General features: G+C 70.6%; 15 protein-coding genes, 1 tRNA gene and 1 pseudogene. 8 read left to right on the plus strand and 9 right to left on the minus strand.

Going from position 1 to position 15,296, the window contains the following annotated elements; all coding sequences use genetic code 11:
• The first annotated feature begins 136 nt into the window (after positions 1-136).
• From ACXJKF_RS21795 to ACXJKF_RS21805, 3 genes are all read left to right on the plus strand, one after another.
• Positions 137-1,348, plus strand: a complete 1,212-nt coding sequence (locus tag ACXJKF_RS21795; protein WP_456789837.1) for an alpha-hydroxy acid oxidase — start codon at positions 137-139, stop codon at positions 1,346-1,348.
• A 79-nt stretch (positions 1,349-1,427) separates the two neighbouring features.
• Positions 1,428-2,921 carry a rhamnulokinase gene (locus ACXJKF_RS21800; RefSeq protein ID WP_456789838.1) on the plus strand — a complete coding sequence of 498 codons (1,494 nt, stop codon included), beginning with the start codon at positions 1,428-1,430 and terminating at the stop codon, positions 2,919-2,921.
• A gap of 3 nt (positions 2,922-2,924) precedes the next feature.
• Positions 2,925-3,752: a class II aldolase/adducin family protein gene (locus ACXJKF_RS21805; RefSeq protein WP_456789839.1), complete on the plus strand. Its 828-nt coding sequence runs from the start codon at positions 2,925-2,927 to the stop codon at positions 3,750-3,752.
• A 180-nt stretch (positions 3,753-3,932) separates the two neighbouring features.
• Here the strand turns inward: ACXJKF_RS21805 and ACXJKF_RS21810 are convergent.
• Together ACXJKF_RS21810 and ACXJKF_RS21815 are read right to left on the minus strand one after the other, a co-directional pair.
• Positions 3,933-4,046, minus strand: a pseudogene (locus ACXJKF_RS21810) (cyclophilin-like fold protein); the annotation flags it as partial.
• 325 nt (positions 4,047-4,371) lie between these two features.
• Positions 4,372-5,391 carry a zinc-dependent alcohol dehydrogenase family protein gene (locus tag ACXJKF_RS21815; protein ID WP_456789840.1) on the minus strand — a complete coding sequence of 340 codons (1,020 nt, stop codon included), beginning with the start codon at positions 5,389-5,391 and terminating at the stop codon, positions 4,372-4,374.
• 141 nt (positions 5,392-5,532) lie between these two features.
• Here ACXJKF_RS21815 and ACXJKF_RS21820 point away from each other — a divergent pair, with 141 nt between their 5' ends.
• Both ACXJKF_RS21820 and ACXJKF_RS21825 read left to right on the plus strand, forming a co-directional pair.
• Positions 5,533-6,447, plus strand: a complete 915-nt coding sequence (locus ACXJKF_RS21820) for a helix-turn-helix transcriptional regulator (RefSeq protein WP_456789841.1) — start codon at positions 5,533-5,535, stop codon at positions 6,445-6,447.
• On the plus strand, positions 6,444-7,028 hold the full coding sequence (locus ACXJKF_RS21825; protein ID WP_456789842.1) for a sugar O-acetyltransferase: 585 nt from the start codon (positions 6,444-6,446) through the stop codon (positions 7,026-7,028). The genes ACXJKF_RS21820 and ACXJKF_RS21825 overlap by 4 nt, the downstream gene beginning before the upstream one ends.
• Before the next feature lie 118 nt (positions 7,029-7,146).
• On the opposite strand, the gene ACXJKF_RS21830 is transcribed toward ACXJKF_RS21825, so the two are convergent.
• The 6 genes from ACXJKF_RS21830 to ACXJKF_RS21855 form a co-directional block, all read right to left on the minus strand.
• Positions 7,147-7,605 (minus strand): hypothetical protein, encoded by a 459-nt coding sequence (locus ACXJKF_RS21830; protein ID WP_456789843.1) that lies wholly within the window; start codon positions 7,603-7,605, stop codon positions 7,147-7,149.
• A gap of 146 nt (positions 7,606-7,751) precedes the next feature.
• Positions 7,752-8,411, minus strand: a complete 660-nt coding sequence (locus ACXJKF_RS21835; protein ID WP_456789844.1) for a hypothetical protein — start codon at positions 8,409-8,411, stop codon at positions 7,752-7,754.
• 160 nt (positions 8,412-8,571) lie between these two features.
• Positions 8,572-8,847: a hypothetical protein gene (locus ACXJKF_RS21840; RefSeq protein ID WP_456789845.1), complete on the minus strand. Its 276-nt coding sequence runs from the start codon at positions 8,845-8,847 to the stop codon at positions 8,572-8,574.
• A 1,152-nt stretch (positions 8,848-9,999) separates the two neighbouring features.
• On the minus strand, positions 10,000-10,302 hold the full coding sequence (locus ACXJKF_RS21845; RefSeq protein ID WP_456789846.1) for a hypothetical protein: 303 nt from the start codon (positions 10,300-10,302) through the stop codon (positions 10,000-10,002).
• 243 nt (positions 10,303-10,545) lie between these two features.
• Positions 10,546-10,619 (minus strand) — tRNA-Leu (locus ACXJKF_RS21850).
• Between the two features lie 28 nt (positions 10,620-10,647).
• Positions 10,648-11,613, minus strand: a complete 966-nt coding sequence (locus tag ACXJKF_RS21855) for an SMP-30/gluconolactonase/LRE family protein (RefSeq protein WP_456789847.1) — start codon at positions 11,611-11,613, stop codon at positions 10,648-10,650.
• Between the two features lie 126 nt (positions 11,614-11,739).
• Here ACXJKF_RS21855 and ACXJKF_RS21860 point away from each other — a divergent pair, with 126 nt between their 5' ends.
• Both ACXJKF_RS21860 and ACXJKF_RS21865 read left to right on the plus strand, forming a co-directional pair.
• Complete coding sequence (locus tag ACXJKF_RS21860) at positions 11,740-12,426, plus strand: ANTAR domain-containing response regulator (protein ID WP_456789848.1); 687 nt, start codon at positions 11,740-11,742, stop codon at positions 12,424-12,426.
• Positions 12,427-12,666: 240 nt separating this feature from the next.
• A complete protein-coding gene (locus ACXJKF_RS21865; protein WP_456789849.1) occupies positions 12,667-13,932 on the plus strand; it encodes an ABC transporter substrate-binding protein in 1,266 nt (421 codons plus the stop codon).
• Positions 13,933-14,016: 84 nt separating this feature from the next.
• Here ACXJKF_RS21865 and ACXJKF_RS21870 read toward each other — a convergent pair whose 3' ends face one another.
• Positions 14,017-14,778 carry an endonuclease/exonuclease/phosphatase family protein gene (locus ACXJKF_RS21870; protein WP_456789850.1) on the minus strand — a complete coding sequence of 254 codons (762 nt, stop codon included), beginning with the start codon at positions 14,776-14,778 and terminating at the stop codon, positions 14,017-14,019.
• A 59-nt stretch (positions 14,779-14,837) separates the two neighbouring features.
• Between ACXJKF_RS21870 and ACXJKF_RS21875 the strand changes: the two genes are divergently transcribed.
• The coding region (locus ACXJKF_RS21875) for a nucleotidyltransferase family protein (protein ID WP_456789851.1) at positions 14,838-15,296 on the plus strand (459 nt) is incomplete at its 3' end.

The following is a 15,296-nucleotide window of genomic DNA, read 5'->3' on the forward strand; positions in this document are numbered from 1 at the left end:
CCTGCCGGAGCATGTGGCGGCGGCGGTGTTCGCCCTGACCGGCCCCGACCTGGTCCAGACCACGGGCCTGCACGTCCCGGTCGACTCCGGCGTCGCCGCAGCCTTCCTCCGCTGAGCACCAGAAGGAATCACCGACGTGACGAACCGCCAAGTCCCCCAGTGGTCCGAGCTCAAGCCGCTCATGCGGCCCAAGCCCATCCGCTTCAATCCGACCGACCGTCGGCTCGCGGACGCTCTGACGATCGCGGACCTGCGAACTCTCGCCCGCAAGCGCACCCCGCGTTCGGTGTTCGACTACACCGACGGTGCCGCCGAGGCTGAGATCAGCCTGGGTCGCGCTCGCTCGCTCTTCCGGAACCTCGAGCTCCGCCCGTCGATCCTGCACGACGTGTCGTCCGTCGACACGACGACGGAGATGCTCGGCAAGCCCGCCGCCGTCCCCTTCTCCTTCGCGCCCACGGGGTTCACGCGGATGATGCACCACGAGGGTGAGCGTGCCGTGGTCCGGGTCGCCGAGCGTCGGGGGATCCCGTACGCGCTGTCGACGATGGGTACCACCTCGATCGAGGACGTCGCGAAGGCGGCGCCCGACGCGCGCACATGGTTCCAGCTCTATGTGTGGAAGGACCGCTCGGCAGGCGAGGACCTGATGGCCCGCGCGAAGGCTGCCGGGTACGAGGCGCTTCAGCTGACGGTTGACGTCCCGGTGGCAGGCGCACGTCTGCGCGACGCGCGCAACGGGTTCGCGATCCCGCCGGCCCTCACGGTCAAGACGGTGCTCGACGCAGCGACGCACCCGGCATGGTGGATGAACCTGCTCACCACCGAGCCGCTGGCGTTCGCCTCGTTGAGCTCGTGGTCGGGCACGGTCGGTGACCTGCTCGACAAGCTCTTCGACCCGACGATGACGCTCGCGGACCTCGAGTGGCTGCGGTCCTCGTGGGAAGGCCCGCTCGTCATCAAGGGCATCCAGACCGTCGAGGATGCCCGCCTGGTCACCGACGCCGGCGCGGACGCGATCGTGCTCTCCAACCACGGCGGCCGCCAGCTCGACCGGGCCCCGGTGCCGCTGCKCCTCTTGCCGGACGTGGTCGAGGCCGTCGGAGACCGGACCGAGGTCTGGGCGGACACCGGAATCATGTCCGGCGCCGACATCGTTGCCGCCCTCGCGCTCGGTGCTGACGCGACGATGGTCGGCCGCGCCTACCTGTACGGGCTGATGGCCGGCGGCGAGCGGGGAGTCGACCGCGCGGCCGAGATCTTGACTCGCGAGGTCCGCCGCACCATGGCCCTGCTCGGCGTCACGCGCGTCGACGAGCTCGGCMCGCAGCACGTGCGGCTGCCATGAGGCAGTGCTGCTCCAGCGGTGAATCCGCCGATCACCGAGGAGCGGGTCGGCGACACGGAGTCCGGCTGGGGCGCGACTCATGACGACCTATGCCGCAGTCGATCTCGGTGCCACCAGCGGGCGGGTGCTGACCGGACGCCTGTCCGGCGGGCGGCTGCTCACCCATGAGGTGGCTCGGTTCGAGAACACGCCGGCCCGTGTGCCCGTCGGCGGTCGACAGGTCCTGCACTGGGACGTGCTCTCGCTGTGGTCGGGTATCCGCACCGGGCTTGCCACCGCGCACCGGCACGGCGGGTTCGACTCCGTCGGGGTGGACACCTGGGCGGTCGACTACGGCCTGCTCGACGCGGACGGCGCCCTGCTGGGAAACCCCGTGCACTACCGCGACGAACGCACCGCCGGGATGTCGGAACGGTTCTTCTCGACGATGCCGGCCGCGGAGCACTACGCCCTCACCGGCGCCCAGGTGCAACCGTTCAACACCGTGTTCCAGCTGCTCTCCGCAGCCGGCACCGCCCAGGTCCGCTCCGCCGCCGAGCTGCTGCTGATGCCGGACCTGCTGACCGCCTGGCTCAGCGGCGTCGCCGTCGCCGAGGTCACCAACGCCTCCACCACAGGCCTGCTCGACGTCGACACCCGCACCTGGAGCCGGCAGGTCCTGGACCACCTCGCCGACGCCGCGGGCACCGACATGTCCGCCCTGCTACCTCGACTCGTCGAACCCGGCACCGTGCTCGGGCCGCTGCGCCCCGACCTCGCGTGGGGTGATGCCCAGGTCGTCGCGGTCGGCTCGCACGACACCGCCTCCGCGGTCGCGGCCGTCCCGATGACCGACCCCGAGCACGCCGCCTACATCTCCTCAGGCACCTGGTCCCTGGTCGGGGTCGAGCTCACGGCGCCGATCCGCACCGAGGCATCGCGAGCGTTGAACGTCACCAACGAGCTCGGCGTCGACGGCACCGTCCGCTACCTCAAGAACGTCGCCGGCCTGTGGCTGCTCACCGAGTCACAGCGCACCTGGAAGTCTCAAGGCGCAACGACCGCCCTGCCCGATCTCCTCGCCGCCGCGGCCGACGTCCCGACCTGCCGGACGGTCATCGACGTCGACGACCCCGTCTTCGCCGCGCCGGGAGACATGCCCGCACGGATCCGCGGCGCCGCACGCGCGAGCGGACAACCCGTCCCGGAGGACCAGGCCGCGACGACCCGCTGCATCCTCGACTCCCTCGCGCTGGCCTACCGGCGCGCGGTGCGCACCGTCGCGGAGCTGTCCGGCCGAGACGTCCGCGTCCTCCACATCGTCGGCGGGGGCTCGCAGAACCGGTTGTTGTGCCAGCTCACCGCCGACGCGACCGGACTCCCCGTTCTGGCTGGTCCCGCTGAGGGCACCGCGATGGGCAGCCTGCTCGTGCAGGCGTGGGCGCTCGGCGACCTCAACGGCGGGCTGCCCGCGATCCGTGAGGTCGTCGCGGCCTCCACCGGCGTCGTCCGGTACGAAGCCACCCGGGACACCCAGGCCTGGGACCGGGCCGACGACCTGCTGCGGGACCGACCGCAGCCGCACAGGAGGTAGACCATGTACACAGCCCCGCCTCGTCCCAGCCTCAACGAGCTCCTCACATCGATGGGCTCGGCCGGTGCTCGGATCTGCGAGATCGACGCCTCCGAGGCCGGTGCCGGAAACCTGTCGATCTACGTCGGCTGGGACCTCGAGGTCCGACGCCGGTTCCCCGTCGCCGAGCAGATCGCCCTGCCCGCGCCCGCCCCGGCGCTGGTCGGCCGCACGATCCTGGTCACCGGGTCCGGTCGCCGTCTGCGCCAGATCCAGGAGGACCCCGAAGCCAACATCGGCGTCGTCCTCGTGCACGAGGACGGCCTCACCGCGACCCTCTACACCTCACCGCGCCGCTTGTTCGAGCGGCTCACCAGCGAGTTCAACTCCCACCTCGCGGTCCACCAGGACCAGGTCGCCCGCCGTGGCGTCGACTTCCAAGCCGTCGTTCACGCCCAGCCGATGAACCTGACCTACCTGTCGCACATCCCCGCCTACCGGGACACCGCCGCGATGAACGCCCGCATCCTGCGCTGGGAACCCGAGTCGATCGTGTCCCTGTCGGCCGGCATCGGCGTCTTGGAGTTCATGATCCCCGGCTCGACCGAGCTCATGGCCGCCAACGTCGAGGGCCTGCGCGAGTTCGAGATCGTCCTGTGGTCGAAGCACGGCGTCATGGCCCGTTCCGATCTGTCCATCACCCGTGCTGTCGACCGCGTCGAGTACGCCGAGACCGGAGCCCGCTACGAGTACATGGACCTCGTCGCCGGCAGCCGCGCCGAAGGCCTCACCTCCGAGCAGATCGGGTCCGTCGCCCGCGAGTTCGACATCGACTCTCGCTGGGTGCACTGACGAGCTGGACTCGTTGTCCGGTGCGTCGACCGACCCCCACGCGGTCCGTGCGCCGGGTGCGAATCGCACGCGGGCGCAGTCGATCTCGGTCTTCGCGTCGGGGTTGCGGATGGTGTCGATGTACACGGTCCCGGTGAACCAGTCTTCGGGTCCGGGAGCGGTCTGCCCACCGCTCTGCGTGACGACCTCGCCGGGTTCGGGGTCATCGCCGGCGGGCATGCCATCCATGGAGAGGGCCGGGTCTATCGAGGCGGTCTTCTCGACCGTGTTGTAGCCGACGAAGGGGAGAGTCAGTGGCCCAGGTCGCGTGCGGCAGGGTTGTCCCGCAGCCGTGCTTGCAGTGTGGTGCCGCCGATCGTGACGATGACGGCAGCTTCTGGCGCGACTGCGGTCGAGTCCGGTGTGGTGCTCGGCGAGGGGCCACGGCCGATGTCCTCTCGAGGGTCGGGACCGACTCGCGCGTGCCGGAGCTCGTACAGGCTGTCAGGCTCAGCGCGAGCAGTGTGGCGGCCGCGGTCAGGATCTCGATGGCTCGGGTCGAGGCTGATCGCACGGGGTACGTCCTTCAGGCCGGAGTCAGGCCCACACAGCGGGATGGTGCGGGCCTGACCCTGTGCCGTCAGAAGGTGAGCAGGACCTTGGTGGCGCGCCGTTCGTCCATGGCCTTGTAGCCGTCGGCGGCCTGCTCGAGGGGCAGGGTGAGGTCGAAGACCTTGCCCGGGTCGATGGCGCGGTCCCAGATGAGCGTGATGAGCTCGGGCAGGAAGCGGCGCACGGGCGCGGGCCCACCGTGCAGGTGCACACCCGAGAAGAACAGCTCCTCACCGGGCAACGACACGTCGTGGGAGACGCCGACGTAGCCGACGTGTCCGCTGGCCCGGGTGGCGCGGATGGCCTGCAGCATCGACTCCTGGGTGCCGACGGCCTCGATCGTGCTGTGTGCGCCGAGCCCGCCGGTGAGCTCCTTGATGCGTGCCACACCCTCGTCCCCGCGCTCCTCGACGATGTCGGTGGCGCCGAACTCACGGGCGAGGGCCTGCCGGTCGGCGTGACGCGACATCGCGATGATCCGCTCGGCGCCGAGCTGCTTGGCGGCGAGAACGCCGAGGAGGCCGACCGCGCCGTCCCCGACGACGGCGACGGTCTTGCCCTGGCCGACCTCGGCCGCGACGGCGGCGAACCAGCCGGTGCCGAGCACGTCGGAGGCCGCGAGCAACGACGGGATGAGGTCGGGGTCCGGCGTCCCGGGGGTGGCGACGAGCGTGCCGTCGGCGTGCGGGATCCGCGCGTACTCGGCCTGGGCGCCGGGGACCGCGCCGGGTCCGCGGTGGATGCAGTGGGTCTGGTAGCCGGCCTGGCAGATCTCACAGGTGTTGTMGGAGGAGAAGAACGAGCCGACGACGAAGTCGCCGACCTTGACGTTCACCACGTCCGAGCCGACCTCCGCGACGACACCGACGTACTCGTGGCCCATCGGCTGGTGGTCCACGTCGTCTGCCCCTCGATAGGGCCACAGGTCGGAGCCGCAGATGCAGGTCGCGGCGACCTTGATGATCGCGTCGGTCGGCTCGAGGATCGTCGGCCGCTCGGTCTGGTCGACCCGGACGTCGCCCGGGGCGTACATGACGACTGCGCGCATGGTGGTGGTGCCTCTCTGTCGGTATTGCCACCACCGAACCGCACCGTGCGCGCGACGGGGAGTCCCTGACGTGGGGTGTACCGGTGGTGCACCCCACGTCATGGACTCCCTCGCCGACTTCGCCGGGCCTACCGTCGTGTCATGGACAATCGAGCGGACGTGCGCGAGTTCCTCATGTCGCGGCGCGCGAAGGTCACCCCCGACGAGGCGGGTGTCATCGGCGGGACCAACCGGCGCGTGCCGGGCTTGCGCCGCAGCGAGGTCGCGGCCGTGGCGGGCGTGAGCGTCGAGTACTACGCCAAGCTCGAGCGAGGCGCGATCGGCGGGGCGTCGGCGTCCGTCCTGGATGCCGTCGCGGGGGCGCTGCAGMTCGACGACACCGAGCGCGCGCACCTGTTCGACCTGGCACGCGCAGCGGACGGCGTCCCGTCGTCTGGACGGCCCCGCCGTCGCGCGACACGCTCGTCGGCGCCCAGGCCGAGCCTGCAGTGGGCCTTGTCGGCAATCACCGACGGGGTCGCGTTCGTGCGCGACCAGCGTCAGGACCTGCTGGCGACCAACGCGCTCGGCCGCGCCTTCTACTCCCCGGTCATCGGGGACGGTGGCCGCACACCCAACCTCGCCCGGTTCCAGTTCCTCGATCCTGCGGCCCGTGACTTCTACCCCGACTGGGACCAGTTCGCGCAGATGTGCGTCGCGATCATGCGCGCCGAGGCCGGCCGAGACCCGCACGACAGGGGACTGCAGGACCTCGTCGGCGAGCTCTCCACCCGCAGCGAGACCTTCCGCCGCCTCTGGGGCGCRCACGACGTCCGGACCCACGGAGCAGGAACCAAACGGTTCCACCATCCGGTGGTCGGCGAGCTCACGCTCGCCTACGAGGAGCTCGCCATCACCGCCGAGCCCGGCCAGGTGCTGATGGTCTACACAGCCGAACCCGGCTCACCGTCGGCCGACCGCCTGCGCCTCCTCGCCTGGTGGGCGGCCGACCCCGCGCGCGCAGACGCCGAAGGCACCGGCGCCGCCCACTCCGTCGACCACCGGACCAGCAGATGAACCTCGACGACTTCCTCGACCACGTGCGGACCGGTGCCACCATCGAGGGCGGCACCGCGGAGCACTCCTACCTGCACGAGCTCGCCCAGGACGCGCTGCGGATCACCGCGGAGCTCAACAGCGGCTACCACACCCCGCAGGAGGTCCGGGCGTTGCTGGCCCGGCTGACCGGCCGCACGGTGCCCGAGTCGGTGACGGTCTTCCCCCCGTTCCACTGCGAGTTCGGCAAGAACCTCACGCTCGGCGACGACGTCTTCATCAACATGGGCTGCACGTTCCAGGACGCCGGAGGCATCACCATCGGGGCCGGCACGCTCATCGGACACGGCAGCACCGTGGTCACCCTCAACCACGCGGTCGACCCAGCCCGACGTGCCGACATGGTCCCTGCACCCGTCGTCATCGGGCGCAAGGTCTGGCTCGGCGCGGGCGTCACGGTCGTCCCGGGCGTGACGATCGGCGACGGCGCGATCGTCGGCGCCGGCGCGGTCGTCACCAAGRACGTGCCGGCCGATGCGATCGTGGCCGGCGTCCCAGCCCGACCGATCCGAACCACAGGCTTCCACGCCTCCGACGACTAAGGGCGCACGTGTCGGTGCGGTGTCGGAGGAGGATCCTCACCGCTCGCGGGGGCATCCGTCTGGTGGCGTTCGGCGGCGCTGGTTAGCGCTGCGAGGGCCGAGGCGTCAGCGTGTCGGGCTATGCGTCGGCTGCGACGACGATGTCCCAGGAAGCGGCGTCCGGTTGGCCGGCGATCCACGCCTGTGTCTTGGCGATTGTCTCGTCGAGCGAGGTCGACAGGCTCGCGCGCCCAAGCCCGTGGTCCTCGCCGCCCTCGCGAGCGCCGAAGTACCTCAGGTAGATCGGGTTCTCACGCGTCGCGCCGATGAATCCGTAGATGATGACCACGGTGCGCTCGCTGTGCCGTGACGCGGACCTCGCAGCTTCCTTCACCGACAGCGCGAGCTCGGCGGTGGCTCCACCGTCGGCGTCCGCGACGGCTTGCTTGACGCGTTMGGCGATGGTGACCGTGATGCAGTCGGGCAGGGGTTGCGTCGGGTCGAAGATGAGGCCGCCGTGGTCGAGCGGGTAGACCTTGAGCCCGGCAGCTTCCGCGGCGTCCGTCTCGACGGTGGTCGGTGCGCTCGCGCACGGCATCGGGACGAATGTCGRTGTCGGCGACGACGTGGGGGTGACGCTCGCGCGTGGCGCGGCGGCTGGCGGGGTGATGCTCGTGGAGCACCCGCTCAACAGCGTGGCCGCGAGAGTGAGCGACGCGAGCCCGAAGGTGACTCGGCCCGCGGTCACTTGAGGATCACGACCTGCGCGGGGTGCGCATCCAGGAACGGCTTGACGGTTGCAAGCACCGTGTCGGGCGAGCGCTGGTCCCAGTCGCGAGTCGGGATCTGGTTGTACAGCGCGTCGTTGAGGGCCTTGCTCTCCGGTGTCAGGAACCCGCCGCCGTACCCGTCCCGGTAGGCCTTGGCGTGACCCGGAACGTGGACGCGGATGAACGGGTACACCACGAACAGCCGGAAGTTGGCAGCCACCACGGCATCGCTGACTGGCCCGTCCATGTCCGGCTCGGCAGACGTCTGCTCGGCGGCGAGCTGTTCGGCGGTCACCGACGCGACCGAGGTGACGAACATGTCGTCGTACACGACCTGCGGGATCGTCGCAGCCGGGTCGACGACGAGCCCGGTGCCGTCCCCACGTGGGCTGACGTAGACGTTGCCGCCGGCGGCGCGGACGGCCTCGATGTCGGTGGCCGGAACGACCGTGCCGACGACGACGGTGATCGGGGCCACGGTCGGTTCTGGGGTCGTCGGCGCCGGTTCCGGTGCCTTCACGGCTGCGGCGACTGGTGGCTCCGGGGCGTTCGCAGCGGGGCCGCACCCGCTGAGGGCCAGGCCGGCGGCGAGGGCGACCGTGAGGGCGACGGCAGACGTGCGGTGCGTGATCATCGTTCACGTCTATCGGTGCAGTCGCGGCACATCTGGAGGCGGGCGACCCGGAGTGTGGCGCAACGCACGAGCGCTGCTGGCGCTCGGGGTGCTGCCCTGGGCTCCGAGGGCTGTGGTTGTTCGGGTCGCGCCGTTCTGGGAGCCCCAGGGCGCGACCGGGTTAACCGAGCGTGTCGAAGACGTCGGGCTCACGCTCTCCGGGCGTCTCCTCCGGCGCGACTCCGACGAGGCGGTGCGACTCGATCGAGTCCAGGCGGAGAACGAGCGCGTAGTGGGTATCGGGATAGTTCTCCAGCTGGACCCACACCAGGCCGCCAGCGACACTGACGATGCGCCCGAGGTGAGAGTCACCGGAGGCCGTGCGGATCCCTACCTGCGTGCCGCTCTCCTTGGCACCGAGGAGCTGCCTGGTGATGATTCCCTCTGCTTGGCTCATGCTCAGCAGGGTAGGGCCGCAGGATCAGCGCCCGGCCGGACGCCGCGCACGGTGCGCCCGTCCTGCGTGCGTCGTCGGGCACAGTTGCACAAGCGGCTGCGTCGGCTGCGAGGTCCCGTGCTCAGAAAGTGTCGTCGCACCCGACACATTCTCTGGCCGGCCGAGGTCGACGATGTCGCCGGCTGTTCGACCGGCTAGCAGCATGAGCCCCTGAGCGCGGTCTGCGTTCCGTGCGGCGAGCGCCGCGGGTGACCTCGCCCCGGTCAGGACGTCGTCGATGAGCGAGCCCCCGTGGGCGGCGACAGCCCGCGCCCACCCGATGATTGCGTGCGCGACGTCGATATGTCTTGCGAGCTCGCGCGTGCCGATGGCAGATCATCTGCCATCGCGTCCGCCGTCAGCACGGCGGCGAGGGCTCACTGCCCTTGGGACAGGTGCCGGCGGGCGTCGTTCATCGCCAGGACGAACTTCACCGGTCCGCGGGTGCCCGCTGTGGGCTCGCGGGTGGTCCCGTGGGCTCTCCGAACGGCTCGCGCGTCTGACGGTGCGGGCACCGTCGCCGATCGCTACGGCTCCACCGGGACCATGCCGGCCGGCTCAGAGTGGGCGCGCACGTACCTCTGGAAGTCCACGCCCGGGACGGTACGGGGGGAGCGGTGACAAGGCCCCGGCAGGGGGTGCCGCGCGTTCCTTGCTCCACACACGTTCCGCGGGATCGCGTTTCCGCAGATCAGACAGGTGCCCCGAGTGGGATTCGAATCCACTAGAGAGGGGACTCTGACCTGCGGAAACGCGAAGATGCCTGTGCTCTCGCGGATCGTTCGATGCACCACTGTTCACGATGATGCACCTTCGGGCCCTCCGTGAGGCCACGGGCCTCACGGCCTGAACGCGAGAAAAAACCTGCCCCGCCGAGCGCGTGCTCGGGCCGGTGCCTCGTTCAAGGTGCGGGCTAAAGCCTGGCGCGCGCCTCCACGGCCGGGCGGCGGGCGGTTTCTCTCCGGCTTTGATGATCGCGGCAATGTGCGCCTGCGTGAACCCGCACGCTCATGTCAGCCGAAGGATGAGTACGAGCGCGTGTKGGCGGTTACACCGTCAGTCGGTGACGGCAACGAGAGGCACCCCACGGATTGCGCGGACGGCTCAGCGGTCCTAGTCCGGCTCGGGCGGGTAGACGTCCATCCAGTAGGTGCCGTTGACGTCAGCGAGTGCCCGAACCAGCCCGGAGGGCAGTGTCATTGCGCGCTGCCCCTCGACGGGACTCCAAGAGCAGAACAGCCGAGCCTCGAGGTCGTCCTGCGGTTCGGCCCGTTGCGCGCCGCCAAGCGCGCTGAGCCACGCCTCGGCCATTCGTAGCTGTTCTTCAAGCGTCCCGCTTGCCCAGTCCTGCACCTGCGGCTCTGCCGACCCGCGCCACACCGTTATGGACGTCCTCGCCCACTCGCCATTGCTCACGTCGTGATGCTCGCAGCAATCGGAACGCCGCGGCGAGCCGCAGGTTCATGCTCGGGCGTGAGGTCTCGGACTGGCACGCTCCATCGCGACTGCCGCCCGCGCCACCGAAAACCTGGCATCGGGCGCCCCGTCGGAACGGGCTCGGGTGYGGACCGCTGCGGCCTCGTGAGACCACCGTGAGGCCATAGCAGGCGACGACGGATCGCACGGGGTAAACGTGCAGGTCAGGTGGCTAGTTTGGAGTGCCCCGAGTGGGATTCGAACCCACACTGGATCGGGTTTGAGCCGAACGCCTCTGCCGGTTGGGCTATCGGGGCCGTGCAGCAGGATAGCCCGGCGCGCCGGTCACCTCGGTGCGCGGACGCGGCTCACGGTGAACGGGTCGGGCTGCTCGCCGGCGGCCCGCTCCCCGAACTGGCTGTTCACGACGAGCAGGGACCGGCCGACGAGCGCGGCGGTGGTCGGGTCGTCGAACCCGGGGTCGGTGGTCCGCGAGACGACGGTGCCGGCGGTGAGGTGGCGGTCGAGGGCGATCGTCACGATGTACCCGACGTCGCCCTGGCGCTCGACGGCGTAGAGGGTGCGGCCGGTCAGGACGAGTCCGTCGCCGGCGACGGTCACGCCGTCGACGGGGGTGACGCTCCGGTCGTTCAGCCCGACCCGGTACAGGGTGGACGTGTTCGACTGCGCGACGACGGCGTACCGGCTGTCGGGGGAGATCGCGATGCCGTTGACGTTGAACCCGGTGGTGTAGGTCAGGGCGGTCCCGGTGAAGTCGAGGAACGTCGGCAGGGTCGCGACGCCCGTCGTGCCACGCTCGGCGCGGTCGATCCGGTAGAGCGCGGGGCGCAGCGAGTCGGTGACGTAGACGTCGCCGCGCGAGCTGACCGCGATGTCGTTGAGGAAGGTCGGGGCGCCGGTCTGCTCGACCTGCCAGGAGCCGGTGAGCTCCCGCGTCCGGACGTCGTAGGCGAAGACGCGGCCGGTCGCTCCGCCGGCGACGAACAGGGTGCGGCCGTCGACCTTCATCCCGACCGCGGACGTGCGGCCGTCGGCGCCCCCGGGGAGGAACGGCGTCGCGGTGGGGGAGCGCAGGTCACCCCGGTAGACAGTCCCGTCKGTGGTGCTGCCGACGTAGAACGTGTCACCGCGGGCGGCGATGCCTTCGGGGTAGACGGCGGTCGCGGCGGTGCCGGCGGGGTCGAGCAGGTACTGCGCGGGCTTGTCGTGGGCGCTCGCCGCAGGGGCGGCGGGCCCGAGCAGGAGCAGGGCGGCGAGGGCCGCGCCGGCGGGTCGGTGGCTGCGCATCATCGGGGCCTCCTCGGACGTGTCCGGTCCGTTCGAGGCTACGTCCGGCCGCGCGGGAGGGCACCGCGTGGGCTGCCTCACAGGGGTAACCACTGCGATGCGAGCAGCACCGACCACTACTCTGTGCACGTGAGCACCGACGCGACCCCCGACCCCACCGAGGCGGCCCCCGACGCCCTGGACCTGAGCACTCCCGCTCCGGCGGGTGAGCCCGAGACCCCTGCACCGGCACGCCCGGCACGCCGGGCGGTCGTCGCCGAGGACGAGGCGCTGATCCGCATGGACGTCGTCGAGACGCTGCGCGACGCGGGCTTCGACGTCGTCGGTGAGGCCGGTGACGGCGAGCAGGCCGTGCAGCTGGTCACTGACCTGAAGCCCGACGTCGTGGTGATGGACGTGAAGATGCCCGTCCTCGACGGCATCTCGGCGGCCGAGCGCATCGGCAAGCTCCACCTCGCCCCGGTGGTGCTGCTGACGGCGTTCTCGCAGAAGGAGCTCGTGGAGCGCGCGCGGGACGCCGGCGCGATGGCCTACGTGATCAAGCCGTTCAGCCCGGCGGACCTGCTTCCTGCCGTGGAGATCGCGATCTCCCGGTACGCGCAGATCACGGCGCTGGAGTCCGAGGTCGCTGACCTGGCGGAGCGGTTCGAGACGCGCAAGCGGGTGGACCGGGCCAAGGGCCTGCTGATGACCAAGATGGGTCTGACGGAGCCGGAGTCGTTCCGCTGGATCCAGAAGACGTCGATGGACCGGCGCCTGACCATGCGCGAGGTGGCCGACGCGGTCATCGAGCAGGTCGGCGGCGGCTCGTCCTGAGGTGTCGATGACAGGCCGGTCCGGGTCCCACCGGGCCGGCCTTCGTCGTGTCCGGACCCGTGTCATTTGTCGGTCAAGCGTCCAGGTCGGATGTTACTGGTTGGTCACAACTCGGCAACAACGTGCTCTGAGACATGTCGATTCACATCGCGGACACAAACAATGAGTACTTTCGCGCCACACCTGCAGGATCCCTACCGGGCTCCGCGGATCGCAGTACTTCACAGAGGGGTACCACGCATGATTCGTTCGACACACGCAGTTCGGGCCGCGGCCCTGGCCGGCGCAGCCGCGCTGGTTCTCGCCGCCTGCAGCTCCGGCGACAGCGGCGACGACGCGACAGAGGGCGCCAGTGCCGACTCGGGCAGCCCGCTGATCGTCGGCACCCTGCTCCCGCAGACCGGTTCGCTCGCCCAGCTCGGCCCGCCCGAGATCGCGGGCGTGGACCTGGCGATCCAGGACATCAACGCCGCGGGCGGTGTCCTCGGCCAGGACGTCCAGGTCGAGCACACCGACTCCTCGGACGCCGAGCACGCCGAGGTCGCCACCCAGTCGGTGCAGGACCTCATCAGCCAGGACGTCTCGGTCATCATCGGTGCGGCATCGTCCTCGGTGACCCGCAACGTGATCGACGACATCACGGGCGCGAAGATCGTCCAGATCTCCCCGGCCAACACGGCCACGGACCTCTCGGGCTACAGCGACTTCTACTTCCGGACCGCTCCGCCGGACACGGTGCAGGGTGCGGCTCTCGCCAACCTGATCCTCGGTGACGGTGCGGTGAACCCGGGCGTCATCGTCTTCAACGACGACTACGGCACGTCGCTGCGCAACGTCGTCGAGGAGACCGTCACGGACGCGGGCGCCACGCTCGCCTACGGGACCGCCGGTCAGGAGTTCGACCCGAACGAGACGAACTTCAACACGATCGTCAGCGGGGCGCTCGCCACGAACCCTGACGCGATCGCGATCATCGCGTTCACCACGCAGACCCCGCTGATCGTCTCCGAGCTCGCTGCTCAGGGCTACGACATGTCGAAGGTCTACTTCGTCGACGGCAACCTCACGCAGTTCGGTGAGGAGTTCCAGGCCGGCCTCCTCGAGGGCGCGCAGGGCACGCTGCCCGGCGCCTTCCCGAGCGACGAGTTCCAGGCCCGTCTCCTCGAGGTGAACGACGGTCTGACGGACTTCTCGTACGCGCCGGAGTCCTACGACGCGACGATCCTTGCGGCCCTCGCGGCCATCAAGGGTGGTGCMACGGACGGCGAGACCATCCAGGCCAACATGGCTGCGGTCTCCGGTGCCGACGGTGGCGAGAAGTGCGCCACGTTCGAGGAGTGCGTCGAGCTGCTCGACGCCGGCGAGGACATCGACTACGAGGCGCAGTCGGGTGTCGGGCCGTTCAACAAGGACAACGACCCGTCGAACGCGTACATCGGCGTCTACACCTTCGGTGCCGACAACAAGTACACGTTCACGAAGTCGGAGTTCGGCGAGGTCGGCTGACCCCGCCTGAACGACGGACCGGGGGCCGGCACGGAGGAATCCGTGCCGGCCTCCGGCATGTCTGCTCCCGGCCGGTCGCCCGTGTCAGTACGAGACGTCGACGACGAGCGCCCGATGGTCGGACAGGCCCGTGTCGACGGCGCGAGCGGCCCCCAGAGGCTCCACGCGCCCGTCGGCGAGGATGTGGTCGAGCTGCCGCAGCGGGTGCGCCACGGGGAAGGTGGCGGCCGTCGCGAGGGGACGCATGCCGGACACGCGCGCCGGGCGGTCACCCCCGATGTTGAGGTCCCCCATGAGGACGAGCGGCCGCGGCAGACCCGAGACGTGCGACACGAGCGTGCGCAGCTGACGGGTGCTCCACCCGGGGATGAACGTCAGGTGCGTCGCCACGATCGTCACGTCGCCCTGGGGCCCCTGGACCACCGCGGCCAGCGCTGCGCGCGGCTCGTCGCTGACAAGGGTCGGCCAACGGTTCCCGGGCCACCGCACCGGTGCCCGGCGCCGCAGCACCGGGAGGTTGAGCACGCGCCACTCGCGCACGGGGTGCCGGCTGAGCAGGGCGATCCCGTAGGACGCCGTCGCGGGCTGGTGGTCGCCAGTCGCAGCCGTCCAGAGGCCTGGCTCGCCGTGCAGGACGGCCGCGAAGCGGTGCTCCGGGGCGCCCATCGCCTCGGCCGCCAGGACAGTCAGGTCCGCACCGTGYGAGCGCGGCTGGTCGCGGTCGACCTCCTGCAGCGCGAGGACGTCGGCATCGAGGTCGCGGACGGCCGCAGCGAACCGGTCGAGGTCGACGTGCCCGTCGACGAGGGACCGTGCGTGCAGGATGTTGAAGGTGGCGAGGCGCATCCCGTCGATTGTGGCTGCCGACCTGCGAGCCCGCCCGTCGACGTGTAGACACTGGACCCATGACGCAGCAGGGCGCCCTCGCCGATCCTCCCGACGACCGCACCGCGCTCCAGGACGGCCTCCGGCTCACGGCGGTCGCGCTGATGGACGCCGAGATCCCGTTCGCCCTCGTCGGCGGGTACGCGTCCTGGGCCCGCGGCGCCCCCGAGCCGAGCCACGACGCGGACTTCGCGGTGACCGAGAAGGACGTCGACCGGGCCAAGGAGGCCATCGCGGCGGCGGGCCTGGAGGTCGAGCAGCCGGCGGAGAACTGGCTGTTCAAGGCGTTCCACCACGGTCAGCTGGTCGACGTGCTGTACCGGATGGTGGGGGAGCCGGTCACCGAGGAGCTCCTCGCCCGCGCGGACGTCCTGGAGGTGCTCGCCGTGCGCATGCCGGTGCTGGCCGCCACGGACATCGTCTCGGCCAAGATGCGGGTGCTGGKGGAGCACGCGTGCGACTTCGGCCGGCTCCTGGCC

The organism is Cellulomonas sp. P5_C5, from assembly GCF_054049655.1.

Bases quoted from the DNA above. Each gene is read 5' to 3' on its own strand.
- ACXJKF_RS21800 (WP_456789838.1), top strand. From the start codon at position 1,428: ATGACGACCTATGCCGCAGTCGATCTCGGTGCCACCAGCGGGCGGGTG.
- ACXJKF_RS21805 (WP_456789839.1), top strand. From the start codon at position 2,925: ATGTACACAGCCCCGCCTCGTCCCAGCCTCAACGAGCTCCTCACATCG.
- ACXJKF_RS21835 (WP_456789844.1), bottom strand. From the start codon at position 8,411: ATGATCACGCACCGCACGTCTGCCGTCGCCCTCACGGTCGCCCTCGCC.
- ACXJKF_RS21840 (WP_456789845.1), bottom strand. From the start codon at position 8,847: ATGAGCCAAGCAGAGGGAATCATCACCAGGCAGCTCCTCGGTGCCAAG.